The 22,976-nt window shown below is 72.1% G+C and carries 22 protein-coding genes and 2 pseudogenes; 7 read left to right on the forward strand and 17 right to left on the reverse strand.

What is annotated here, in order from left to right:
- Position 1 precedes the first annotated feature (1 nt).
- Together K7I03_RS09215 and K7I03_RS09220 are read right to left on the reverse strand one after the other, a co-directional pair.
- Positions 2–1,087: a branched-chain amino acid aminotransferase gene (locus tag K7I03_RS09215; protein WP_185941236.1), complete on the reverse strand. Its 1,086-nt coding sequence runs from the start codon at positions 1,085–1,087 to the stop codon at positions 2–4.
- A 208-nt stretch (positions 1,088–1,295) separates the two neighbouring features.
- Entirely contained in the window at positions 1,296–2,357 is a 1,062-nt protein-coding gene (locus K7I03_RS09220; protein WP_185941235.1) for a 3-isopropylmalate dehydrogenase, read from the reverse strand.
- Positions 2,358–2,497: 140 nt separating this feature from the next.
- Between K7I03_RS09220 and K7I03_RS09225 the strand changes: the two genes are divergently transcribed.
- Both K7I03_RS09225 and K7I03_RS09230 read left to right on the forward strand, forming a co-directional pair.
- Positions 2,498–4,069, forward strand: a complete 1,572-nt coding sequence (locus tag K7I03_RS09225; RefSeq protein WP_185941234.1) for a purple acid phosphatase family protein — start codon at positions 2,498–2,500, stop codon at positions 4,067–4,069.
- 180 nt (positions 4,070–4,249) lie between these two features.
- Entirely contained in the window at positions 4,250–4,570 is a 321-nt protein-coding gene (locus K7I03_RS09230) for a hypothetical protein (protein WP_185941233.1), read from the forward strand.
- 146 nt (positions 4,571–4,716) lie between these two features.
- On the opposite strand, the gene K7I03_RS09235 is transcribed toward K7I03_RS09230, so the two are convergent.
- From K7I03_RS09235 to K7I03_RS09240, 3 genes are all read right to left on the reverse strand, one after another.
- The gene (locus K7I03_RS09235) at positions 4,717–5,082 is read right to left on the reverse strand and encodes a hypothetical protein (protein WP_185941232.1); all 366 of its coding nucleotides are present in this window, start codon (positions 5,080–5,082) and stop codon (positions 4,717–4,719) included.
- Positions 5,083–5,156: 74 nt separating this feature from the next.
- On the reverse strand, positions 5,157–5,291 hold the full coding sequence (locus tag K7I03_RS33770) for a hypothetical protein (RefSeq protein ID WP_260630089.1): 135 nt from the start codon (positions 5,289–5,291) through the stop codon (positions 5,157–5,159).
- A 352-nt stretch (positions 5,292–5,643) separates the two neighbouring features.
- Positions 5,644–6,060 carry a hypothetical protein gene (locus K7I03_RS09240; RefSeq protein ID WP_185941231.1) on the reverse strand — a complete coding sequence of 139 codons (417 nt, stop codon included), beginning with the start codon at positions 6,058–6,060 and terminating at the stop codon, positions 5,644–5,646.
- A 251-nt stretch (positions 6,061–6,311) separates the two neighbouring features.
- Here K7I03_RS09240 and K7I03_RS09245 point away from each other — a divergent pair, with 251 nt between their 5' ends.
- Complete coding sequence (locus tag K7I03_RS09245) at positions 6,312–6,851, forward strand: MepB family protein (protein ID WP_185941230.1); 540 nt, start codon at positions 6,312–6,314, stop codon at positions 6,849–6,851.
- 8 nt (positions 6,852–6,859) lie between these two features.
- Positions 6,860–7,204, forward strand: coding sequence for a VOC family protein (locus tag K7I03_RS09250; protein WP_185941229.1), 345 nt, complete (start codon positions 6,860–6,862; stop codon positions 7,202–7,204).
- A gap of 462 nt (positions 7,205–7,666) precedes the next feature.
- Here the strand turns inward: K7I03_RS09250 and K7I03_RS34485 are convergent.
- The 3 genes and pseudogenes from K7I03_RS34485 to K7I03_RS09260 all read right to left on the reverse strand — a co-directional run.
- Positions 7,667–7,798 (reverse strand): annotated as a pseudogene (locus K7I03_RS34485) (IS630 family transposase); the annotation flags it as partial.
- Positions 7,799–7,903: 105 nt separating this feature from the next.
- Positions 7,904–9,535 (reverse strand): L-glutamate gamma-semialdehyde dehydrogenase, encoded by a 1,632-nt coding sequence (pruA, locus tag K7I03_RS09255; protein ID WP_185941228.1) that lies wholly within the window; start codon positions 9,533–9,535, stop codon positions 7,904–7,906.
- Positions 9,536–9,569: 34 nt separating this feature from the next.
- Entirely contained in the window at positions 9,570–10,496 is a 927-nt protein-coding gene (locus tag K7I03_RS09260; protein ID WP_185941227.1) for a proline dehydrogenase family protein, read from the reverse strand.
- Between the two features lie 199 nt (positions 10,497–10,695).
- Here K7I03_RS09260 and K7I03_RS09265 point away from each other — a divergent pair, with 199 nt between their 5' ends.
- Complete coding sequence (locus K7I03_RS09265; RefSeq protein ID WP_185941226.1) at positions 10,696–11,925, forward strand: PucR family transcriptional regulator; 1,230 nt, start codon at positions 10,696–10,698, stop codon at positions 11,923–11,925.
- A gap of 32 nt (positions 11,926–11,957) precedes the next feature.
- Here K7I03_RS09265 and K7I03_RS09270 read toward each other — a convergent pair whose 3' ends face one another.
- The 3 genes from K7I03_RS09270 to K7I03_RS09280 all read right to left on the reverse strand — a co-directional run bounded on the left by K7I03_RS09270 (position 11,958) and on the right by K7I03_RS09280 (position 14,317).
- Positions 11,958–13,037, reverse strand: coding sequence for a methyltransferase (locus K7I03_RS09270; RefSeq protein WP_185941225.1), 1,080 nt, complete (start codon positions 13,035–13,037; stop codon positions 11,958–11,960).
- A complete protein-coding gene (locus K7I03_RS09275) occupies positions 13,034–13,891 on the reverse strand; it encodes a helix-turn-helix domain-containing protein (RefSeq protein WP_185941224.1) in 858 nt (285 codons plus the stop codon). Before K7I03_RS09275 ends, K7I03_RS09270 begins: the two co-directional genes overlap by 4 nt.
- A 63-nt stretch (positions 13,892–13,954) precedes the next feature.
- Positions 13,955–14,317 carry a hypothetical protein gene (locus tag K7I03_RS09280; RefSeq protein ID WP_185941223.1) on the reverse strand — a complete coding sequence of 121 codons (363 nt, stop codon included), beginning with the start codon at positions 14,315–14,317 and terminating at the stop codon, positions 13,955–13,957.
- Between the two features lie 241 nt (positions 14,318–14,558).
- On the opposite strand from K7I03_RS09280, the gene K7I03_RS09285 reads away from it, so the two are divergent.
- On the forward strand, positions 14,559–15,497 hold the full coding sequence (locus K7I03_RS09285) for a serine hydrolase (RefSeq protein WP_185941222.1): 939 nt from the start codon (positions 14,559–14,561) through the stop codon (positions 15,495–15,497).
- A gap of 63 nt (positions 15,498–15,560) precedes the next feature.
- On the opposite strand, the gene K7I03_RS09290 is transcribed toward K7I03_RS09285, so the two are convergent.
- The 4 genes and pseudogenes from K7I03_RS09290 to K7I03_RS33775 form a co-directional block, all read right to left on the reverse strand.
- Positions 15,561–15,752, reverse strand: coding sequence for a ferredoxin (locus K7I03_RS09290; RefSeq protein WP_185941221.1), 192 nt, complete (start codon positions 15,750–15,752; stop codon positions 15,561–15,563).
- Positions 15,753–15,772: 20 nt separating this feature from the next.
- Positions 15,773–17,014, reverse strand: coding sequence for a cytochrome P450 (locus K7I03_RS09295; protein ID WP_185941220.1), 1,242 nt, complete (start codon positions 17,012–17,014; stop codon positions 15,773–15,775).
- Positions 17,015–17,169: 155 nt separating this feature from the next.
- Positions 17,170–17,550: a TetR family transcriptional regulator C-terminal domain-containing protein gene (locus K7I03_RS09300; RefSeq protein WP_224346966.1), complete on the reverse strand. Its 381-nt coding sequence runs from the start codon at positions 17,548–17,550 to the stop codon at positions 17,170–17,172.
- A gap of 121 nt (positions 17,551–17,671) precedes the next feature.
- Positions 17,672–17,797: pseudogene (locus K7I03_RS33775) on the reverse strand (hypothetical protein); the annotation flags it as partial.
- 66 nt (positions 17,798–17,863) lie between these two features.
- Between K7I03_RS33775 and K7I03_RS09310 the strand changes: the two are divergent.
- Positions 17,864–19,426, forward strand: coding sequence for an MFS transporter (locus tag K7I03_RS09310; RefSeq protein WP_185941218.1), 1,563 nt, complete (start codon positions 17,864–17,866; stop codon positions 19,424–19,426).
- 558 nt (positions 19,427–19,984) lie between these two features.
- Here the strand turns inward: K7I03_RS09310 and serA are convergent.
- On the reverse strand, positions 19,985–21,589 hold the full coding sequence (serA, locus tag K7I03_RS09315; RefSeq protein WP_185941217.1) for a phosphoglycerate dehydrogenase: 1,605 nt from the start codon (positions 21,587–21,589) through the stop codon (positions 19,985–19,987).
- Positions 21,590–21,885: 296 nt separating this feature from the next.
- Positions 21,886–22,887: a ketol-acid reductoisomerase gene (gene ilvC / locus K7I03_RS09320; protein ID WP_185941216.1), complete on the reverse strand. Its 1,002-nt coding sequence runs from the start codon at positions 22,885–22,887 to the stop codon at positions 21,886–21,888.
- Positions 22,888–22,976: the final 89 nt, after the last annotated feature.

Consider the following 22,976-nt stretch of genomic DNA (forward strand, 5'->3'; position numbering starts at 1 on the left):
CTCAGCCCAGCCGGTGCATCCACCCGTACGTGTCGTCCGCAGCCCCCGTCTGGATGTCCAGCAGCGCCTGCCGCAGCCGCATCGTCACCTCACCGGGACCCCCGTCCCCGATCGTCCAGTCCCCACGAGCGGACTTCACCGACCCGACCGGCGTAATGACGGCGGCCGTGCCGCAGGCGAACACCTCCGTCAGCGACCCGTCCGCGTTCGCGTTCCGCCAGTCCTCCACGGAGATCCGCCCCTCAGCGACCTCGTAGCCGAGGTCGGCGGCGATCCGCAGCAGCGAGGCCCGCGTGATGCCGGGCAGCAGCGAGCCGGTCAGCTCGGGGGTGACGATGCGGTTCCCGTACACGAAGTACAGGTTCATCCCGCCCATCTCCTCGATCCAGCGCCGCTCCACCGCGTCCAGCCAGACCACCTGGTCGCACCCCTTCTCGGCGGCCTGCGCCTGGGCGACGAGGGAAGCGGCGTAGTTACCCGCGCACTTGGCGGCGCCGGTGCCGCCGGGGGCGGCGCGCACGTACTCCTCGGAGATCCAGACGGAGACGGGCTTGACGCCGCCCGCGAAGTAGGCGCCGGCCGGCGAGGCGATGACGACGAAGAGGTACTCCTTGGCCGGGCGCACGCCCATCCCCGCCTCGGTGGCGAACATGAACGGCCGCAGGTACAGGGAGGCTTCGCCGGACGTGGGCACCCAGGCGCGGTCCTGCCGCACGAGGGCGTCGCACGCCTCGATGAACGTCTCGACGGGCAGCTCGGGCATGGCCAGCCGGCGGGCGGACGCCTGGAAGCGCTTGGCGTTCTCGTCCGGGCGGAAGGTGGCGACGCCGCCGTCGGGGCGGTGGTACGCCTTGAGGCCCTCGAAGATGGCCTGCCCGTAGTGGAGCGTCATGTTGGCCGGGTCGATCGACAGCGGCGCGTACGGCACGAGCTGGGCGTCGTGCCAGCCGACCCCGTCCGCCCACTTGACGGTGACCATGTGGTCGGTGAAGTGGCGGCCGAACCCGGGGTCCGCGAGGATGCGCTCCCGCTCCGCGTCGGACAGCGGCTGCGAGGAGGGCTTGAGCTCGATCGTGGGCGTGGTCATGGATGCGTGTCCTTAACTTTCGGGTGCTGCGGACCGCGCTCACGCCGTCCCCGCTCTGGCGGACGTCCGAGCTTCTTCGCCTCTTTTCGCGGCCCCGTGTCCGATTATCGCTCGGAGGGGGGCATGAACGAAATACCTGTGCGAACGCCGAGGAGGCGCGCGGCCCGGTGGAAGGGTGGGGACTCCGGCCGCGCGCGGGGCGGACGGGTCAGGCGGGCACCCCCGGTACCTCGGATACCAGATTCACGAGCGCGGACCCCGTCTCCTCGGTCGAGCGGGCGGCGGCCCCCGCCCGTCCGGCCAGGTCGGCGGCCACGGCCCGCTCCACCCGGGCCGCCTCGCCCTCGTACCCGAGGTGCCGCAGCAGCAGGGCGACGGAGAGGACGGTCGCCGTGGGGTCGGCCGTTCCCGTGCCCGCGATGTCCGGGGCCGAGCCGTGGACCGGCTCGAACATGGACGGGAAGGTGCCGTCCGGGTTGATGTTGCCGGACGCGGCGGTCCCGATGCCGCCGCTGACGGCCGCCGCGAGGTCGGTGAGGATGTCGCCGAAGAGGTTGTCGGTGACGATCACGTCGAACCGCTCGGGCTGCGTGACGAGGAAGATCGTCGCCGCGTCCACGTGCAGGTAGTCCGTGGTGACCTCGGGGAACTCCCGGCCGACCCGGTCGAAGACGGACTTCCAGAGCCGGCCCGCGTACACCAGGACGTTGTTCTTGTGGACGAGCGTGAGCCTCTTCCGCGGCCGGGCCTGGGCCCGCGCGTACGCGTCCCGGACCACGCGCTCCACCCCGTACGCGGTGTTGACGCTGACCTCGGTGGCGACCTCGGCCGGGGTACCGGTGCGCAGCGAGCCGCCGTTGCCGGTGTACGGGCCCTCGGTGCCCTCGCGGACGACGACGAAGTCGATGTCCGGGCGGCCGGCGAGCGGGCCGGTGGTGCCGGGGTAGAGCCGGGAGGGGCGCAGGTTCACATGGTGGTCGAAGGCGAAGCGCAGCTTGAGCAGCAGGCCGCGCTCCAGCACGCCGGACGGTACGGAGGGGTCGCCCACCGCGCCGAGCAGGATCGCGTCGTGCTCCTTGAGGGACTCCAGTTCGGCGTCGGGGAGGGTCTCCCCGGTGGCGTGCCAGCGCCGGGCGCCGAGGTCGTACTCCCGGGTCTCCAGCTTCACGTCGGAGGGGAGGACGGCGGTGAGGACGCGGAGTCCCTGGGCCACCACTTCGGGGCCGATGCCGTCACCGGGGATCACTGCGAGGCGAATGCTGCGAGACATGACGGGACCGTACTGCCTCGTCCCACTGAATGACACTCGCCGTCCACCATATGGACGCGGCGGTGCGAGGGCCGGGGCCGGTTCGGCGGAATTCGGCGGAAGTGGGTGACGGGACGGGCCTTTGCTGGCACGTTCCCGGCATGGACACTCCACGCGTAGGCATTCCCGGCCCGCTCGCCGAGCGCATGACCATGCCGGAGCAGCACGAGTACCTGCGGAGCAGGCTCACCCGGCGCGGTCTGCTGCGCGCGGGCGCGGTGACGGCCGGGGCGGTCGCCGGGACGGGCCTGCTGGGGGCGCCACCCACCGCCCTGGCCACGCCCACCCTGGTGACGGCGAGAGCCACCGCCCGCGTCGACGGCTCCCTGGTCGCCCCCTTCGGCCGGCACCTCGCCTTCGGCGCCGACCCGAAGACCCAGATGCGCGTCTCGTGGCAGGTGCCCTTCGCGGTCCGCAAGCCGTTCCTGCGGATCGGGCTGAAGCCGTGGGACCTCGGCCGCCGCGTCGAGGCGGAGGTGCGGCACCTGCACACCCCGCCGCTGGTGAAGAAGCTGCCCGCCGTCGACCAGTACTACCTGCACGTCGCGCTGGACGGGCTGCGGCCCGGCACCACGTACTACTACGGCGTCGGACACACCGGTTTCGACCCGGCGGACGCCCGGCACCTGGGCACGGTCGCGTCCTTCCGCACCGCGCCCGCGCGCCCGGAGCGGTTCGTGTTCACGGCCTTCGGCGACCAGGGCGTCGGCTACCACGCCCTCGGCAACGACCAGGTGCTGCTCGGCCAGGACCCGGCGTTCCACCTGCACGCGGGCGACATCTGCTACGCCGACAGCAGCGGCTCCGGCCGGCCCGGCGACGTCTACGACGCCCGGGTGTGGGACCAGTTCCTCGCCCAGACCGAGTCGGTGGCGCGCGGCGTGCCGTGGATGGTGACCACCGGCAACCACGACATGGAGGCCTGGTACTCCCCCAACGGCTACGGCGGCCAGAGCGCCCGCTGGGCGCTGCCCGCCAACGGCTTCGACCCGGGCAGGTCGCCGGGGGCCTACTCCTTCGTCCACGGCAACGTCGCCGTCGTCGCCCTCGACGCCAACGACGTCTCGTACGAGATCGCCGCCAACACGGGCTACAGCGGCGGCAGGCAGACCGCCTGGCTCGACCGCCGGCTGCGGGAGCTGCGGGCCCACCGGGACGTGGACTTCGTCGTCGTCTTCTTCCACCACTGCGCCTTCTCGACGACGAAGGCGCACGCCTCGGACGGCGGCGTCCGCGACGCCTGGCTCCCCCTGTTCGACAAGCACCGCGTGGACCTCGTCGTCAACGGCCACAACCACATCTACGAACGCACGGACGCCCTCCGCGCGGGCCGGCTCCGCCGCCGCGTCCCGATCGGCGCGACGGTCGACCCGTCCCGCGACGGCATCGTCTACGTCACCGCCGGCGGCGCGGGCGCGGACCTCTACGACTTCCCGGTCCCGGACAGCTACGAGGGCCACGTCCACGACCTCGAAAGCGTTGCCAGCTACCACTGGAAGAAGGGCCGGGTGAAGTCCCCCGAACGAGTGGAGTGGTCCCGCGTCCGCTACACGGGCCACTCCTTCCTCGCGGTCGAGTGCGAACCGGGCTCGCGGCCCCGGCTGCGGGTCACGGCGCTGGCGGAGAACGGCAGGCGGATCGACCACTTCGACGTGGTGCGGCAGGGGAGGTAGAGGGGGTGGAGGAGGCAGGGGGGCAGGGGCTGAGGCGCCCGGACCCGCCCCTCCCCCGGCAACCTGGGGCGGCCCGTCACCCATTTGGGTAATCGCGCGTCAAACCCCGGCCGGAGGACTCTCATCCTTGGGACGCCGAAACACCGAACTCGGCGCCCGCCCCGGGAAAGGGGACCTCTGATGCTCGCGCTCGCACGCCTGGCCAGGACCGGCCCGGCAATCGCCATGGCGGCCGTGCTGGCCACCGGCCTGACCACCAACGCGCAGGCCGCCACGGGAAGGATCCGGTACTTCAACGGCGGTCAGGAGCTCCAGATCACGAATCCGCGGGACAACGTCTGCCTCGCTCTCCAGGTTCGGGCGGACGAGGTCGCCAACGACACGAACAAGTCGGTGAGCGTCTTCCTCGGCACAGCCTGCGCCACGTTCGTCACGACCCTTGCCCCCGGCCGCGCGGTCTCCCACGTCGGAGGTCCCCAGTCGGTGCGGGTCATCGGCTGAGCGGGCGGCCCGATCCCGCTTTCCGGCGTACGGCCTGACGGGAGTCCCGCGCGGATCCGGTGGACGACTCCGTCCACCGGATCCCGTTCTCCCATGCGACAGCGCGTCGGTGGCACCGCGGGCGGGTACCGACGTCGGCCAGGGGATCAGGAGCCGGCGGGCACGATCCCCGCCAGGCCCGGGAAGCCGGCGATGCGGGAGAAGGCCCGGTCGACCGGACCGCGGGCACACGTCCGAGGACCGATGTCGCTCAGGACGCCGACGTCCTGGACGCCCAGGTTGACCAGGGCCGGGAACGGCGACGGGGTCTCGTCCGAGGCGGGAGCGCACAAGGGCCGGAGCGGGGACAGAGGCGGGGGCAAGGGCAGGGGCAGGGGCAGGTCGTCGCCGACGGCCGGGGCGGGGACGCCACCGCCCGTGTCCCCCGCCCACGCCGGGGCCGCCGTGGCCTGGGCTCCCGCGAGGAGGGCCAGGACGACGCCGGCGGCACGGACGACGGTGTGCTGGTTCATGAGCTGACGAACGATCCCGCCCGCACACGGATACGCCCCTGCGCGGATACGGGACCGGCCGCGCGGCTGTGCCGCTAGTGGCCCGCCGGGCCTCCGTTGTCGCGCCGGTCGAGGGCGCGCTGGAGGGCGGCGGCGGCGTTGAGGCGGTCGGTGTCGCGCTCGGCGCGGCGCGTACGGCGGGGCTTGCGGACGGCGGCGGTCTCGGCCATGGGTCACGTCTCCTCTGGAAGAAGTCCTGCGAGGGATGCGAAGAGCCGGGGAAGGGGCGGGGGCCCGGACGCTCGCAGGGATCACCTGCGCTCACGCGCCCGGCCGCGTCCGCCGTCGCTCGATGGAGCGGGACGCTCGGCTTCCTCCACGCTAAGCGAGCATTCCCGCGCTGTCGCCGTATTTACTCGGGCTTCCTACTATCTGAGACGCCCGGCACGCGTCGGCAGCCTGCCATCGGGCGGCGAACGGTTCGGGGAACCGGACGGGACGGCCGGAAGTCCGTCCTCGCGCCCGACGGCAAGGCTGCCGTGGTTCAGCGGGTGCAGCAGGGGTCAGCGGGTTTCAGGGGGTTCAGTAGGTCAGGACGGGGCTGTCCGTGGTCTCCAGGTCGGGGCCACCGGACCAGTGGATCTTGGTGAAGCCGACGTACTGGTGGCCGGAGGCCGGGTTGCTCAGCACGATGCCCAGGTGCTGGTAGCCGTTCTGGCAGGAGACCGACTGGCGGGTGGCGAAGTCCCACGTGGTCTTGTCGAAGACGCCGAACTCCACGTAGCAGTTGGAGTTCACGTTCCCGAGGTTCAGGTAGGCGTCGGCGCCTATGGTGCCGTTGTTGTGGTCGGCGATGCAGACGTTCTTCCAGGTGGGTCCGGCGCAGCCGCCGCCCGAGGAAGCGGCCGCGCTGCCGGCGCCGGCCACGGCCGCGGTCGCGGCCAGCGCCGTGGCGGCCAGGGCCAGGGCGGCGCCGCGCTTGATTCTCAGTGCACGCATGGGGAACTCCTCGACTGGTTTGCGGACGGTCCGGTCGGACCGACGACGCCACCGTCGCAAAACGTGTTCAACAACCGATAAACGACGGATACACCCAGGTGCCGTCCCTCTTCGCACTTGTCCCATCCCGAAGCCGGCACGAGGACGACATCCGCCCGGGACACGGCCACGGGAGCACTGGGTCGAGCCGTACATCCGGCACCCCTCCCGCGCCCGGACGGCCCGCACGGGCGCGGTGGCAGGATGGCGGCATGGTGACGAATCAGCCGTGGGCGGGGACGCACGACGACCTGGCGGCGGCGGAGGCGCTGGTGTACGGACCGGGCGGTTTCGTCTGCTCGCCGCCGGTGCCGGAAGCGGAGAGCGCCGAGTACGCGGCGTGCGCCTTCACGCTCGACGGCCGGTCGGTCCGCTTCCGGGTGGGCAAGACCACCCCGACGAAGGTGGGCCAGTTCGTCACCTTCTGGCAGCGGTCCGAGGAGGGGCCGATCCGGCCCTTCGACGCCGACGACGGGGTGGACCTCTTCGTCGTCAGCAGCCGCGACGCCGACGGCTTCGGGCAATTCGTCTTCCCGCGCGACGTATTGTGCGAGCGCGGCATCGTCTCGCGCGGCGGATCCGGCGGAAAGCGCGGGTTCCGCGTCTATCCGCCCTGGGTGACCACGACCAGCCGGCAGGCCCGCGGCACCCAGGCGTGGCAGGTGGCCTTCTTCCTCGACCTCGGCCGGAACAAGCCCGTCGACGTGGGGCGCGCCCGCAGCCTTTACCACCACCAGGCCGCGCCTTCATGATCATGGCTATGAACAGTTTCACGATGGTCGAGTTCCCTTCCACCTCGGCCCACGCGTCCGCGGAGTTCTTCGGCTCCGTTTTCGGCTGGACAGCGACGCCGTACGGCTCGGAGTACACCGATGTGGACTGCGGCGGCGGGGTCGGTCTCGGCTTCCAGCAGGACCGCTCGGAAGCCCCGACCGGGCCGCTCGCGGTGATCCGGGTGAACGATCTGGAGACGACGCGCGGCGCGGTGCTCGAGGCGGGCGGCACCATCACGGTCGAGGCGTTCGACTTTCCCGGCGGCAGGCGGTTCCATTTCCGGGAGCCGGGAGGCAACGAGCTTGCCGCATGGGTCCCGATAGAACGGTGAATCACCTCGGCCCGAGGCACGGCACGCCCGTTGTGCGTCGTGCGACGCCGAGTCGGCGCTCCGCGCAGCCCTTCCGGCCGTCCGCGCCCCTCGCGACTTCTCCTGCGCGGAGAGGCAACGAGAAGTGCACCGCCCGGCAATCCGTACGTCCGGCGCCGGTTTAGCGTTCGGGTCCGGCCGACGGCGCCACGGAAAGAGGGGCGTCTGACCTCCTCCGATGGCAGCCGGGCCAGGGGACGACAAGGGAAATGCTGCGAAAACTCTGCGCGCTTCTGCTGACGCTCGCGACGGCGATGGGCCTCGTGACCGCATTGAGCGGCACGGCGTCCGCCGCCAACTCGCCGGTTTCGCCGCGGCGGTCGGGGCGTGCACGCGTCCGGACACGGACCGGTGCCTGGCTCGTCCTCGGAGACGATCCAGCCGCCGCGCGCCGCCGCGGTGCTCTGACCCGCGGCCGGACGTCGACCACCCGTGCCGCTTCGGCGGATCCCACGTGCCCTCCACCATGGAGGAGGCGTGGAACAGCCGCCCCATCAGCGTCCTCACCCGCGTCGGCGTCCACCGCTGATCCGCTCGGCCGTGGACGGGCGGACCACCATGTGAACCGTCCGCCCCGGCCGCCCCCACACCCCGGAAAACACCCCTGCCCCCGCCCGGCGTCGGCCGGGCGGGGGCAGGGGCCCACAAAGGCAGCGCAGGTCAGCCCTGGTGCGGGTAGCGGTAGTCGGTCGGCGGGACCAGGGTCTCCTTGATGGACCGGGTCGAGACCCAGCGCAGGAGGTTGGTGGCCGCACCGGCCTTGTCGTTCGTGCCGGAGGCGCGGCCGCCGCCGAAGGGCTGCTGGCCGACGACGGCGCCGGTCGACTTGTCGTTGATGTAGAAGTTGCCGGCGGCGAACCGGAGCTTCTCCATCGCGTCGGCCACCGCGGCGCGGTCCTGGCCGATGACCGAGCCGGTCAGGGCGTACGCCGAGACGGACTCCATCTGCTGGAGCATCGCGTCGAAGTCCTCGTCCTCGTAGACGTGGACGGCGAGGATCGGGCCGAAGTACTCGGTGGTGAAGACCTCGTTGGACGGGTCGGTGCACTCGATGACGGTCGGGCGGACGAAGTAGCCGACCGAGTCGTCGTACGTACCGCCGGCGACGATCGTGCAGGTCGGGTCGGCCTTGGCGCGGTCGATGGCGGCCTTGTTCTTGGCGAAGGCGCGCTCGTCGATGACGGCGCCGATGAAGTTCGACAGGTCGGTGACGTCACCCATGGTGATGCCGTCGACCTCGGCCGCGAACTCCTCCTTGAAGCCGTCCTCCCAGATGGAGCGGGGGATGTAGGCGCGGGAGGAGGCCGAGCACTTCTGGCCCTGGAACTCGAAGGAGCCGCGGGTCAGGGCGGTCTTCAGGATGGCTCGGTCGGCGCTCGGGTGGGCGACGACGAAGTCCTTGCCGCCGGTCTCGCCGACGAGGCGCGGGTAGCCCTTGTACTTCTCGATGTTGTTGCCCACGGTCTTCCAGAGGTACTGGAAGGTCTTGGTGGAGCCGGTGAAGTGGATGCCCGCGAGCTCGGGGTGGTTCAGGGCCACCTCGGAGACGGCGAGGCCGTCGCCGGTCACCAGGTTGATGACGCCCTTGGGGAGGCCGGCCTCCTCCAGGAGCTGCATGAGCAGCACGGCGGCGTGGGTCTGCGTCGGGGACGGCTTCCAGACGACGACGTTGCCCATCAGGGCGGGCGCGGTCGGGAGGTTGCCGGCGATGGCCGTGAAGTTGAACGGCGTGATCGCGTAGACGAAGCCCTCCAGCGGGCGGTGGTCGCTGCGGTTCCACACGCCGGCGGAGTTGGCGACCGGCTGCTCGGCGAGGATCTGGCGCGCGAAGTGCACGTTGAAGCGCCAGAAGTCGACGAGCTCGCAGGGGGTGTCGATCTCGGCCTGCTGGGCGGTCTTCGACTGGCCGAGCATGGTGGAGGCGGCCAGCGTCTCGCGCCAGGGGCCGGCGAGCAGCTCGGCGGCGCGGAGGATGATCGCGGCGCGGTCGTCGAAGGACATCGCGCGCCAGGCCGGGGCGGCGGCCAGGGCGGCGTCGATCGCGTCCTGGGCATCCTGCTCGGTGGCGTTGGCGTAGGTGCCGATGCGAGCCTTGTGGTTGTGCGGCTGTACGACGTCGAAGCGCTCGCCGCCGCCCATCCGCTTCTCGCCGTTGATCGTCATCGGCAGGTCGATGGGGTTGCCCGCCAGCTCCTTGAGCTTGGCCTCGAGGCGGGCGCGCTCCGGGGAGCCCGGGGCGTAGGAGTGCACCGGCTCGTTGACCGGGGCGGGGACCTGGGTGACAGCGTCCATGAGTCTCATGGCTCCTTACGGGGTTGTGAGGGTCTCAGCCCTTGGTGATCATCGAGCGGAGGAAGAACAGCAGGTTGGCGGGCTTCTCCGCGAGCCTGCGCATGAAGTACCCGTACCAGTCGGTGCCGTAGGCCGTGTAGACCCGCATCCGGTGGCCCTCGGCGGCCAGCCGGACGTGCTCGTCACCGCGGATGCCGTAGAGCATCTGGAACTCGTACTCGTCCAGCTTGCGCCCCGCCTGCCGGGCCAGCTCCTGGGTGATCGCGATCAGACGCGGGTCGTGCGACCCGATCATCGGGTAGCCCTCGCCCGCCATCAGTATCTTGACGACGCGGACGAACGCCTTGTCGATCTCGGCCTTGTCCTGGAAGGCGACGGAGGCGGGTTCCTTGTACGCACCCTTCACGATACGCACTCGGCTGCCCGCGGCGGCGAGCCGGCGGGCGTCGTCCTCGGTGCGGAAGAGGTACGCCTGGATGACGCAGCCGGTCTGCGGGAAGTCCTTCCGCAGCTCCTCGTGGATGGCGAACATCGAGTCGAGGGTGGTGTGGTCCTCGGCGTCCAGCGTGACGGTGGTGCCGATGGCGGCGGCGGCCTCGACGACCGGGCGGACGTTGGCGAGGGCCAGCTCGTGGCCGCCCTCCAGCGCCTGGCCGAACATCGACAGCTTGACGGACATCTCGGCGCGCTCGCCGAGGCCCAGCTCCTTGAGGCGCCCGATCAGCTCCAGGTAGGCGTCACGGGCCGCGTACGACTGCTCGACGGTGGTGATGTCCTCGCCGACGACGTCGAGGGTGACCTCCAGGCCCTTGGCCGCGGCGTCCTTGACGATCGGGATGACCTGATCGACGGTCTCGCCCGCGATGAAGCGGTCGACGACCTGCTTGGTGCCCGGGGCGGCCGACACGAAACGACGCATGCGGTCGCTGCGCGAGGCGGCGAGGATGACGGGACCCAGCACGGGCACCTCCACGATGACGGCCGGTCCCCCTCGGGACGACGGCATAACCAACTCGACGTGAAACGTAGATTTCACGCCACCCCACGGGCCATCGACAGCTGTCACGCATCCGTGGCCGGGATCTCAGACAGATGTATGACAATGGTTCCCGGAGACGACGAGGACGGGACACAAGGGACGAAAGGGAGTGCGGCGCGTCATGCGGGGCGAGTACCAGCAGCTCGTGGACGAGATCTCGGCGGTGTTCGGCGCGCCCGCGACCCTGGAGGACCGCGACTTCGGCCTGATCGCCTTCGGCGCGCACGGCGGCGACGACGATCTGGAGGTCTCGATGGACCCCGTCCGGACGCGCTCGATCCTCCAGCGGCGCTCGACGGCGGCCGTCCGGGCCTGGTTCGAGGCGTTCGGCATCGCCCGGGCGCAGGCGCCGATGCGGATCCCGCCGGACCCGGCGGCGGGCGTGTTCAAGGGGCGCATCTGCCTTCCCGTACGCCACCGGGGCGTGGTGCACGGCTACGTCTGGCTGCTGGACGACGAGCACCTGGCCGGCCTCGACCTGGGCCCCGCCGCGCCGGACCCGCGCGTGGCGCAGGCGATGGAGACGGCCGCCCGGATCGGCGCCCTGCTCGCGGCGGAGGCCCGCGCGGGCGCCGAGCTGGGCGAACTGCTGCTGGACCTGCTGACCGCGCGCCCGGCGGGCCGCGACGCGGCCCGGCTCGCCCTCCGCGAGGCCCTGGGCCCGGCGGCGGACGGCCCGCTGGCGCTGCTGGCGGTGGCGCCCTGGCGGACGGATCCCGATGACCCCAACGACGCCGCGGCCGACCGTCCCGGTTCGGCGTTCGCCGCCCGGTCGGGGGTGGCGGCGCTCTGCGCGGTGCCGGACAGCCTGCCGGACGGCTCGGCGGCCCTGGCCGCCCTGGTCCGGCTACGGGCCCTCAGCGCCCCGGCCCCCGCCCGCGCCGCCGCCGACCGGCTGCTGCACTCCCCGCGCGCCGGTGCGGACGGCGGCCCGGGCCTGGCCGCCGCCGGCCTGGGCACCCCGCGCAAGGGCCTCGCGGAGCTGACCGACGCCTGGTCGGAGGCGCTGTCCGCGGCCCGCGCGGCCGCGGCCGAACGCCGCCTCGGCCCGCTCGCCGAATGGGCGGCCATCGGCCCGTACCGCGTCCTGACGGGCCTCCCCGCCGGCCGGGCGGCCGACCACGCCGTCCGCCCCCTGCTGGAGCGCTCCCACGCCGAGCTGGCCCGCACCACCGAGGTCTACCTCGACTGCGCCGGCCAGGCCGGCCGCGCCGCCGCCGCCCTCGGCATCCACCGTCAGACCCTCTACTACCGCCTGTCCCGCGTGGAACAGCTCACCGGCCTGGACCTGGACAACGGCGAGGACCGGCTGCTGCTCCACATGACGTTGAAGGCGGCGCGGCTGGGTTAGGGCCGCTGGGCTCAGGCAGGGCCGCTCAGCCCTCAGGCCACGACCGCGGCCTCGACGAGGGAGAACGGCGCGGCTCCCGTGAGCGGGGTGACCGAGGTGACGGACAGGCCCGCCCGGCCGCACAGGTCCTCGAAGTCCGCGCGGGTGCGTTCGCGGCCGCCCACGTTGACCAGCATGTTGAGGTCGCTCAGATAGGCGATTCCGGTATCGGTGGCGTGGTCTCCGGGGCTCGCGCCGACGACGTCGGGGAGGACGGGCTCCACGATCAGGACCCGGCCGCCGTCGGGCGGCAGGGCTTCGCGGCAGTGGCGCAGGATGGTGGCGGCCTGTTCGTCCGCCCAGTTGTGCAGGACGCTCTTGATCAGGTGGAGGTCCGAGCCCTTGGGGACGGATCCGGGGGCGAGGAAGTCGCCGGGGTGCAGGGAGCAGCGTTCCGTGAGCCCGTGCCGTTCCAGCGTCGCCGGTGCCCCGGCCAGGCCCTCCGCCGTGTCGAAGACGGCGCCGGTGAGGCCCGGGTGGGCGGTGAGGACGGCGGCGAGGAGGGTTCCGTCGCCGCCGCCGACGTCCGTGACCGAGGTGAAGCGGCCGAAGTCGTAGGCGGACGGCAGCGCGGCGGCGGCCGCCCCGGCGGCCTGGCTCATCGCCGTGTTGAACGCCGCGGACAGCTCGGGGTGGCGGGCGAGGTGGCCGAAGAAGTCCGTGCCGAAGACCGCGTCGAACGCGACGTCGCCGGTGCGGACGCTGTCGTCCAGGCGCTCCCAGGCGCGCGTCGCCACCGGGTCGGTGAAGACGTGTACGAACGAGGCGAGCGAGCCGGGGCGGCGGGGGTCGAGCAGCGTGCCCGTGGGGGTCACCGAGAAGGTGCCGGGGGTGTGTTCCCGCAGCAGGCCGAGGCCGGCCAGGGCGCGCAGCAGCCGGGTCATGGGCCGGGCGTCGGCCCCGGCGTCGGCGGCGATGTCGTCGGCTCGGCGCGGGGTGTCGCCGATCAGCTCGACCACCCCCAGCCGTACCGCCGCGCGCAGGGTCTGCGCGGCCATGGTGCCGAAGGCGGTCCGGACGATGAGGCTCCGGTCGGCCGTGTCCGCCGCTCGCTGGTCGTCGGTGGTCGTCACGGGTTTCTTCCTTCCGTCGAACGGTAAGTGGGAGCGGCCGGCCGCGCGGCCAGGGCGCCCGGGGTGCGGCCCGCGAACGCCAGTACGTCGCGGTGGAGATGCGGCTGGTCGGCGTAGCCGCACGCCAGCGCGGTGTCGGCGGCGCTCCGGCCCGCGCGGAGCGCCCGGGCGGCGTGGTCGAAGCGGACGAGCATGGCCGCGCGCTTGGGGGTGAGGCCGATCTGTGCGGTGAACCGGGACCACAACCGCTTGCGGCTCCAGCCGCAGGACGCGGCGAGTTCGCCGACTCGTACCCGGCCCCGCCGGACCACGATGTGCTCCCAGACGGCCGCGACCTCGGGCGCCACCGCCGGCGCCCGCGCGGCCCGCCGGGTGAGGAACCCGTCCACCAGGGCGAGGCGCTCGGCCCACGTGGCGGCCTCGGGCAGCCGCTCGCGCAGGCGCTCCTCGTCCCGTCCCCACACCTCGCCCAGGCCGACCACCGGCCGGTCCGGTTCCCGCGGGAAGACGCCGCCCAGCAGCGCGTAGGCGGCCGGAGGCGACAGGCGCATCTCGACGCACTCGACGCGTTCCCCGCCGACGCGGGCCGGTCCGGACGCCGGCGCGGCGACGAAGCTCCGCACGGACTGCCGTCCGGTGGCGCCCTCGACGGTGAACGGGTCCTCGCCGAGCCCGATGACGACGACCACGTCGGGCCGCGGGAGCACCCGCTTGTGCAGCCCGCCGGCGGCACGGTCCCGGAAGCCGGCCATCCGGACGCCGGGGAGGCGGGTGCCACCGAGGGCGACCTCCCAGCCGTTTCCGGCGCCGGCACCGCCGTTCAAGGCGGCGGGGTCCGTGTCGTCGATGCGCATGCCCCTACGGTCGCCGAATCCGGCCGTCCCGTCTTGGACGAAAGTTCCGCGGGCGGGCGTCGCTCAGCAGACGCTCCACGCGCTCACCGCGGACACCGGTATCCGGAAGTACTCGCCCAGCTGTGCGGGCAGACTACTGGAACCGGCGATCAGATGGCAGCCGTGGAGATGGACGAACTCCGGTGGGTAGACCGGGGGTTCGGCCGCCTCGCGGGTGAAGTCCTCGGCGAAGCGCTCCTCGGGGAGGCCTCCGTCGCCCAGCCGGCCGGCGACGTGGGCCGCCCAGTGGCGGTGTGCCGCGAGGCGGCCGGCGAGCACCACGCCCCCGGCGATCACCGTGATGCGCGGGCCGGCGCCCTCCATGTCGGTGCGGTTGATCAGATCGATGAGGAGTTCGTCCTGAGGGGTCACTGGGGTCGCTGTCATGCGGGAACTGTAGGGACCGTAGGAACTGTAGGGACCGTAGGGACCGCCCTCCGGTCAACGGCCGGGCAGCGGGCCGGAAGTGGGCGTTCCGCATGGCCTCCGTGCCGGACGGGCGGACCACCTGTCCTGTTGGGAGGAAGCATGGGCGAGAATCGGGCAGTCATTCGATTCAAGGGCGGGTCAAGAGGTGCGCCGTCACCGCGCACGACCCGCCACGGCCCATCCCAGGGGGGACCCCGTCGTGACCGCACACCCGATACCCGAAGACGCCCCGAGAGCCCGCCGCCTCCCGCGCCGCGCCCTCACCGCCGTCGTCGCCGCAGCGGCCGTCGCCGCGCCGCTCGCCGTGGCTGAACCGGCCGCCGCGGCCGGGCCGCAGGTCGTCTGCACCTCCGGCAAGGCCGGGCTCGCCGCCAAGCTCACCAAGGACATCACCGCGGCGCTGCGCGGCCGGGCCGGCCACACCGGCATCGCGTTCGACGACCCGGCGACGAAGACGAGCTGCACCTACGACGCGGACCGGCAGTTCGACTCCGCGAGCGTCTTCAAGCCGATCGTCCTCGGCACCCTGCTGTGGGACGCCGACCGGGCGAAGCGCTCGCTGACGTCGCGTGAGAAGTCGCTCGCCCACAAGATGATCACCGAGTCGGACAACGACTCCACGACGGAGCTCCGCAACCGCCTCACCACGGCGAAGATCACGTCGTTCGTCAAGGCCGCCGGCATGAAGCGCACGCTCCCCAACCAGACCTGGGGCACCACCCAGATCACCGCGCGGGACGAGCAGCGACTGCTCGCCCTATTCACCTCGCGCAACAAGCTGATCACCGACAAGTCGCGGGCCTACGCCCTCGACCTGATGAACAAGGTGATCTCCTCGCAGCGCTGGGGCACCCCGGCCGGTGCCCCCAAGGGCACCAAGGTGCACGTCAAGAACGGCTGGCTGCAGCGCGACCGGGACCACCTCTGGCGCGTGCACAGCATCGGCGCCTTCACCGTCGGCGGCCGGACGTACACCATGTCCGTCCTCACCCACGGCAACCGCACCTGGCAGGGCGGCATCGACGCCATCCAGGCCGTCGCCCGCGCCGTCCACCGCGACGTCAACCCGGCGGCGAACCACGCCCAGCTCATCGCTCCGCCGGCGCACCCGCAGGAGGTCATGCCGCCGGGCGTGTGAGCCCGGGCGCGCCGGGGCGGCCGGGGGGGGAGCCCCCTCCGGCCGTCCCGGAAGCGGCTGTCCTCAGCCCTCGTCGAGGGTGATCGCCTGGACCGGACAGGCCCGCACCGCCTCCTTCACCATCGGGTCCGCGCCGCCCTCGCCCTCCGGCCGGACGACGCCGAAGCCGTCGTCGTCCGTGTCGAAGGCGCCGGGGGCGGTGAGGGCGCACTGACCCGAGCCGATGCACAGGTCCGAATCGATGCTGACGCGCATGGGGGTACTCCGTTCTGCGGTCACCAGGTGACCGGGAGGGCGAACAGTCCTTGCACGGTGCCGCCGGGTTTGGCGGACACCTCATCGGGGGCAACGGCCAGTCGCAGCGTGGGGATACGGGCGAACAGGGACGAGAAGGCGATTTCGAGCTCCGCGCGGGCCAGGTTCTGGCCCAGGCACTGGTGGATCCCGTAGCCGAACGCCACGTGGTGGCGGGCGGAGCGGCGCACGTCGAGGGTGTCGGGGTCGGCGTAGGAGGCCGGGTCGCGGTTGGCCTCCGGGGTGGCGAGCAGCACGCCCTCCCCCGCCCGGATCGTCTCCCCGGCCACCTCGACGTCCGCCACGGCCACCCGTACCAGCGAGTCGGCGATCGAGAGGTAGCGCAGCAGCTCCTCGACCGCGCCCCGCATCAGCTCCGGATCGGCGCGCAGCGCGGCCAGTTGCTCCGGGTGGCGGAGCAGGGTGTAGGTGCCGAGGGAGATCATGTTGGACGTCGTCTCATGGCCGGCGATCAGCAGCAGCAGCGCCATGGAGACGAGTTCCTCGCGGTCCAGGGTGCCGGAGGGGTCGGCGAGGAGGGTGTCGAGGAGGCCGTCGCCCGGCGCCGCGCGCTTGCGGTCGAGCAGCCGACGGAAGTACGCCCGTAACTCCTCGCGGGACTCACCGGCCTCCGCCGCGGTCTTCGCGACGAGCAGCCGCCGCGAGCGGGTCTCGAAGAACTCGTGGTCGTCGTAGGGGACACCGAGCAGCGAGCAGATCACCGTGGACGGGACGGGGAGGGCGAACGCGGTGACGAGGTCGGTCTCCGGGCCGGCGGCGAGCATGCGGTCGAGCTGGTCGTCCACGACCTGCTGGACCGCGGGGCGGAGGGCCGTGATCCGCTGGAGGCCGAAGCCCGGGATGAGGGTCCGGCGCTGGCGGTTGTGGAGGGGGTCGTCGGCGCCCAGCAGCGGGAGGGGCCGGATGGCCTGCTCGGCGAGGCGCGGCATGGTGACCGGGAAGTCCGGGTGCTGCCGGTCGGCGGAGAGGCGGCGGTCGCGGAGCAGGGCCCGGACCTCGGCGTGTCCGGTGACGAACCAGACCTCCCGGCCGTCGAAGAGCGTCACCCGGGAGAGCGGGCGGTCCTCGGGGGCCGGGAGGTGGCCGGCGGGCGGATGGTACGGACAGGCCCGGTCCTGCGGCCAGGGCCGGGTCGCGGCTTCCGGGGCGGCGGACGGGGTGAAGTCGGGGGCGGACAGCGGGGGTTGCGCGGTCTCGGTCATGAACGACCTCCGGCAAGCGGACTGGTATCCTTGGGCAACCATTAGAGCGGAGGGTTCCGCACCCGTCCATGGGGCGTGACCGGAATCCGGCCACACGGGACCGCTATCCGGCCGCCCCGCCCCCCGGTACTCGTACGGCTACGCCTCGCTGACGGCTACGCCTCGCTCGGGTCGAGCACCCGCCCCTCGACGATGCGCCGCATCCCCTCGACGATGTCCTTGCCGCGCGGCGCGACCGCCGGATCGATCAGCCACTGCACCCACAGCCCGATGAACAGGGCGTGGATGACGGAGCCGACGGTGCGGGTCGCGACCGCGGGCACCCGGTCGTCCTCGACACCCTCGAAGACGGCCACGAGACCCTCGCGACCGCTCGGCAGCACGGCGGCGAACCGCTCCCGCAACTCGGGCCGGCCGGGGAGCTGGCCGATCATCTCGAACTGGGCGGCCCAGAACGCCTGGTCGTTCTCGAACCCTTCGAGCAGCGAGTCCCAGCAGGCCGCCATCCGCTCGTCGTACGAGGCGTCGGGCTTCACGCCGGCGGCCAGCGCCTGCCCCGCCCGCTCCCCCCCACTCCTCCGTGAGCTGAAGGAACGCGGCCATCATCAGCGCGTCCTTCGAGCCGTAGTGATAGCCGATCGAGGCCAGGTTGGCGCCGGAGGCGGCCACGATGTCGCGCGCGGTGGTGCGTACCCAGCCCTTGTCGAGCAGGCAGCGCTTGGCGCCCTCCAGCAGGTCTTCGCGATGTCCCATGGCGGAAGCGTAACCGCCGCTCATACGCATGTCATGGACGACCGTCTTAAACGGCCGTCATAGACAAGCGTTTAAGACATCCGTATAGTCCTGCCCATGACGAACCCCAGCACGCCGCGTGCCGGGCGCAGGGAGTGGACGGCGTTCACCGTCCTCCTGCTGCCCCTCCTCCTGGTCTCGATGGACACCTCCGTCCTCTTCTTCGCCGTCCCGGCCATCACCCGGGACCTGGGCGCGAGCAGCACCCAGCAGCTCTGGATCTTCGACAGCTACGCGTTCGCCCTGGCCGGGCTGCTGATGACGATGGGTTCGCTGGGCGACCGGATCGGCCGCCGCAAGCTCCTGCTGCTGGGCGCCGCCGCCTTCGGCACGGCCTCCGCGGCCGCCGCCTACGCGCAGAGCGCGGAGATGCTGATCGCGGCGCGGTTCGTGCTGGGGATCGGCGGCGCGACGCTGATGCCCAGCACGATGGGGCTGGTGCGCAACATGTTCCGCGACGACGCGCAGCGCGCCAAGGCGGTCGGCATCTGGTCCGCGGCCATGGCCGGCGGCATCGCGCTCGGCTCGGTGCTGGGCGGAGTGATGCTCAAGCACTTCTGGTGGGGTTCGGTCTTCCTGCTGAACGTGCCCGCGATGGTGCTGCTGCTGGTCTGCGCGCCGCTCCTGGTCCCGGAGTTCAAGGACCCGCGTCCCGGACGTTTCGACCTGCCGAGCGTGGTGCTGTCGATGGGCGCCGTACTGCCGACGATCTACGGCATCAAGGAGATGGCGGCCGACGGCTTCAGCGTCCCCCGGCTGCTCTGCCTGCTCGCCGGGCTGGCGCTCGGCGCGGCCTTCGTCCGGCGGCAGCGCGGCGGACGGTCCACGATGATCAGCCGTGAACTGTTCCTCGACCGCGCCTTCGGGGCGGGCATCGGCCTCAACACCCTCGCCATGTTCGCGATGATGGGCTCCTCGTACTTCACCACCCAGTACCTCCAGTCGGTCCTGGGCAAGGGCCCGCTGGAGGCGGCGCTCTGGGGCACGCTCCCGTCCCTCGCCGTCGGCGCGGCCGGACCACTGGCCACCGTCGCCGCCCAGCGCGTGGACCGGGCCTACGTGATCGCCACCGGCTTCGTCGTCACCGCGGCCGGCTTCGCCCTCCTCCTCGGCGCCGGCACCTCCTCCCTGACCCTCACCCTGATCTCCTGCGCGGTCATCGCCTGCGGCATCGTCACCGTCGCCGCCCTCGTCTCCGACTTGGCCCTCGGTGCCACACCCCCGGAGAAGGCCGGTTCCGCCGCCGCCCTGCTGGAGACCGGCCAGGAGTTCGGCGGGGCCCTGGGCATGGCCGTGTTCGGCACCATCGGCATGGCCGTCTACCGGCGGGACGTCTCGGACTCCCTGTCCCCCACCCTCCCGCACGGCGAACTCGACACGGTCCGCGAGACGCTGACCGGCGCGGCGGCGGTCGCGGGGCGGCTGCCGGGGCGGTCGGGTGAGGCGGTGCTTTCCGCTGCGCGCGAGGCGTTCGTGCACGGGATGCACGTGGCTGCGCTGGGTGCGGTGCTCGTCCTCCTCATCGGAGCGGCGGTGACGGTCCGGGCCCTGCGAGGGCGGCCCTCGACCCCGGCCCCGGCCGAGCGACCGGCGGAGGCACCGGTCGCCGCCGGGCGGTAGGCGGCAGGGGCGGGTGTCGGGGGTTGTCGCCCCGGCCCCGCCCCTTCTCCGTTTCCTGGGGCTACGCCCCAGACCCCCTGATCGCGGCTCCGCCACTCGTCCTCAAACGCCGGACGGGCTGGTGGCCGGTCCGGCTACTCAACCCCTCGTGGAGTACGCAATCTGCGTCGAGGCCCGCCTCTGCCAGAAAGTCCGCCAGCGTCGCGCGAGGATCCTGCTCCCCTATGGCCGTCAGGATGTAACCCGGGGACGGCGCATTTTCGACTTCCCGGACCAAGGCGGCCAGGGTCCCGTTGTCCAGAGCGAACGCAAACGTGAACCACGGCCCCAGATCATCCGGAGTGACTTCCTCACGCCCCCACCACGAAACCAATTGACCGGTTGTCAGGTCCAATTGCGCCACGTAATTCTGCGGCTTTCCACGGAACTCGGATGCACGGATTCTTCTCACGGCTGCCTGGCTTTCCTGGGGCTGAGGCCCACGGGACGCTTCGGGGGTGCGGGGGCTCGCCCCCGCAAGAAACGGTGAAAGGGCGGGCCGGGGGCGATTCCCCGACGTCAGTCCGTCAGGTTCACCGCCCGCGCCGACGCCGCGCCGATCTCGTCGGCGATCTCCGCGAGCACCGGCAGCGGAATCGACTCGTCGACCGTCAGGGCGACCAGCGCCTCCCCGCCCTCCGTCGCCCGCGACACCTGCATGCCGGCGATGTTGATGCCCGCCTCGCCGAGGATGCGGCCGATGGTGCCGACGACGCCGGGGCGGTCGACGTAGCGGAGGAAGGCCATGTGGTCGGCGAGGGCGAGGTCGATGTCCTTCTCGCCGACGGCGACGATCTTCTGGAGGTGCTTGGGGCCGGCGAGGGTGCCGGAGATGGAGACCTCGTCGCCGCCGGAGAGGGTGCCGCGGACGGTGACGACGTTGCGGTGCTCGGGGGACTCGGAACCCGTCGTCAGGCGGACCTCGACGCCGCGCTCCTGGGCGAAGAGGGGGGCGTTCACATAGGAGACGGTCTCGTCGACGATGTCCTCGAAGACGCCCTTGAGGGCGGAGAGTTCGAGCACCTTGACGTCGTGCTGGGTGAGCTCGCCGTAGACCTCGACGTCGAGGCGGACGGCGACCTCGCCGGCCAGGGCCGTGAAGATGCGGCCCAGCTTCTCGGCGAGCGGCAGCGCCGGCTTGACGTCCTCGGCGATGACGCCGCCCTGCACGTTGACCGCGTCCGGCACCAGTTCACCCGCGAGGGCCAGCCGCACCGACTTGGCGACGGAGATGCCCGCCTTCTCCTGCGCCTCGCCGGTGGAGGCGCCCAGGTGCGGGGTGGCGACGACGCTGTCGAACTCGAAGAGGGGCGAGTCGGTGCACGGCTCGGACGCGTAGACGTCCAGGCCGGCGCCGGCGACCCGGCCCTCCTTCAACGCCGCCGCGAGCGCGGTCTCGTCGACGATGCCGCCGCGCGCGGCGTTGACGATGCGCACCGACGGCTTGACCTTGCGGAGCGCCTCGTCGCCGATCAGGCCGAGCGTCTCGGGGGTCTTGGGCAGGTGGACGGTGATGAAGTCGGCCGTCTCCAGCAGCTCGTCGAGGGTGCAGAGGCGGACGCCCATCTGGGCGGCGCGGGCGGGCTGGACATAGGGGTCGTAGGCGACGACCTTCATGCCGAAGGCGGCCATGCGCTGGGCGACGAGCACGCCGATGCGACCCAGGCCGACCACGCCGAGCGTCTTCTCGGACAGTTCGACGCCCGTGTACTTGGACCGCTGCCATTCGCCGTTCTTCAACGCCGCGTTGGCCTGCGGGATGTTGCGGGCGGTGGCGATGAGCAGGCCGCAGGCGAGCTCGGCGGCGGTGACGATGTTGGAGGTGGGGGCGTTGACGACCATCACGCCGGCCTTGGTGGCGGCGGAGACGTCCACGTTGTCGAGGCCGACGCCGGCACGGGCGACCACCCGCAGCCGCTTGGCGGCGGCGACCGCCTCGGCGTCGATCTTCGTGGCGGAGCGTACGAGGACGGCGTCGACGTCCACGATGGAGGCCAGCAGGTCGGCTCGGTCGGCGCCGTCGCAGTGCCGGATCTCGAAGTCCGGGCCGAGCGCGTCGACGGTGGCGGGCGAGAGTTCCTCGGCGATGAGTACAACGGGTTTGCGGGTCGAAGCAGTGCTCACGGGGTCCTCAGTCCTCACTGGTCCATGGGTTTCCCGGACGTGCCGTGGGGGGCACGGGAAATGACGGCCGTCCCGACGGCCGCAGGCGGTGAAGGGGCGCAGCCGCGTTGGAGACGCACGACGCTGTGAGCCTGACGCGCTTTGTTGCGGAGAAGTGTATCGGCGGACGGGCGGGCGTTCTGCTCCGTTCCGCAAGGATCACCCGGCGGGACCGGCCACCGTGGACAACCGGGGACGGGGGAGCCCGGTGGGGCCGCCCGGAAGCGGCCCCACCGGAACCGGAGATCACTGAGGGATCACGCCTCGTCGTCGACCCAGCTCATCAGCTTGCGCAGCTTCTGGCCGGTGGTGGCGAGCAGGTGGTCCTCGTCGGCCTTCTTGTACTCGTTGTACTTCGGCAGGCCGGACTTGTACTCCTTCATCCAGTTCTCGGCGAAGGTGCCGTCCTGGATCTCGGCGAGGACCTTCTTCATCTCGGCGCGCGTCTGGTCGGTGACGATGCGCGGGCCGGTGACGTAGTCGCCCCACTCGGCCGTCTCGGAGACGGACCAGCGCATCTTCTCCAGGCCGCCCTCGTACATCAGGTCCACGATCAGCTTCAGCTCGTGGAGGCACTCGAAGTACGCGATCTCGGGCTGGTAGCCGGCCTCGACGAGGGTCTCGAAGCCCGCCTTGACCAGGGCGGAGGCGCCGCCGCAGAGCACGGCCTGCTCGCCGAAGAGGTCGGTCTCGGTCTCCTCGGTGAAGGTGGTCTTGATGACGCCGGCGCGGGTGCCGCCGATGGCCTTGGCGTAGGAGAGGGCGAGCTCGAAGGCCTTGCCGGAGGCGTCCTGCTCGACGGCCGCGATGCACGGGACGCCGCGGCCCTCCTCGTACTGACGGCGCACCAGGTGGCCGGGGCCCTTGGGGGCGACCATGCAGACGTCGACACCGGCCGGGGGCTTGATGAAGCCGAAGCGGATGTTGAAGCCGTGGCCGAAGAACAGCGCGTCGCCGTCCTTGAGGTTGTCCTTGACGGACTCCTCGTAGACCTCGGCCTGGACCGGGTCCGGGACGAGGATCATGATGACGTCGGCCTCGGCCGCCGCCTCGGCGGGGGTGACCACGCGGAGGCCCTGCTCCTCGGCCTTCTGCCGGGACTTGGAGCCCTCGTGCAGGCCCACGCGGACGTCGACGCCCGAGTCACGCAGCGACAGCGCGTGGGCGTGGCCCTGGCTGCCGTAGCCGAGGACCGCGACCTTGCGGCGCTGGATGATGGACAGGTCGGCGTCGTTGTCGTAGAACAGCTCGGCAGCCACGTGTGGTTTCTCCTTGAATGCGAGGTGTTGCGTCCCACCGTATGACGGCGGGGAGGCGGGGTGTCGTCGGGTCCCGTTATCCGGACCCC

Origin of the sequence: Streptomyces mobaraensis, assembly GCF_020099395.1 — a bacterium.
In the GTDB taxonomy this organism is placed as follows: domain Bacteria; phylum Actinomycetota; class Actinomycetes; order Streptomycetales; family Streptomycetaceae; genus Streptomyces.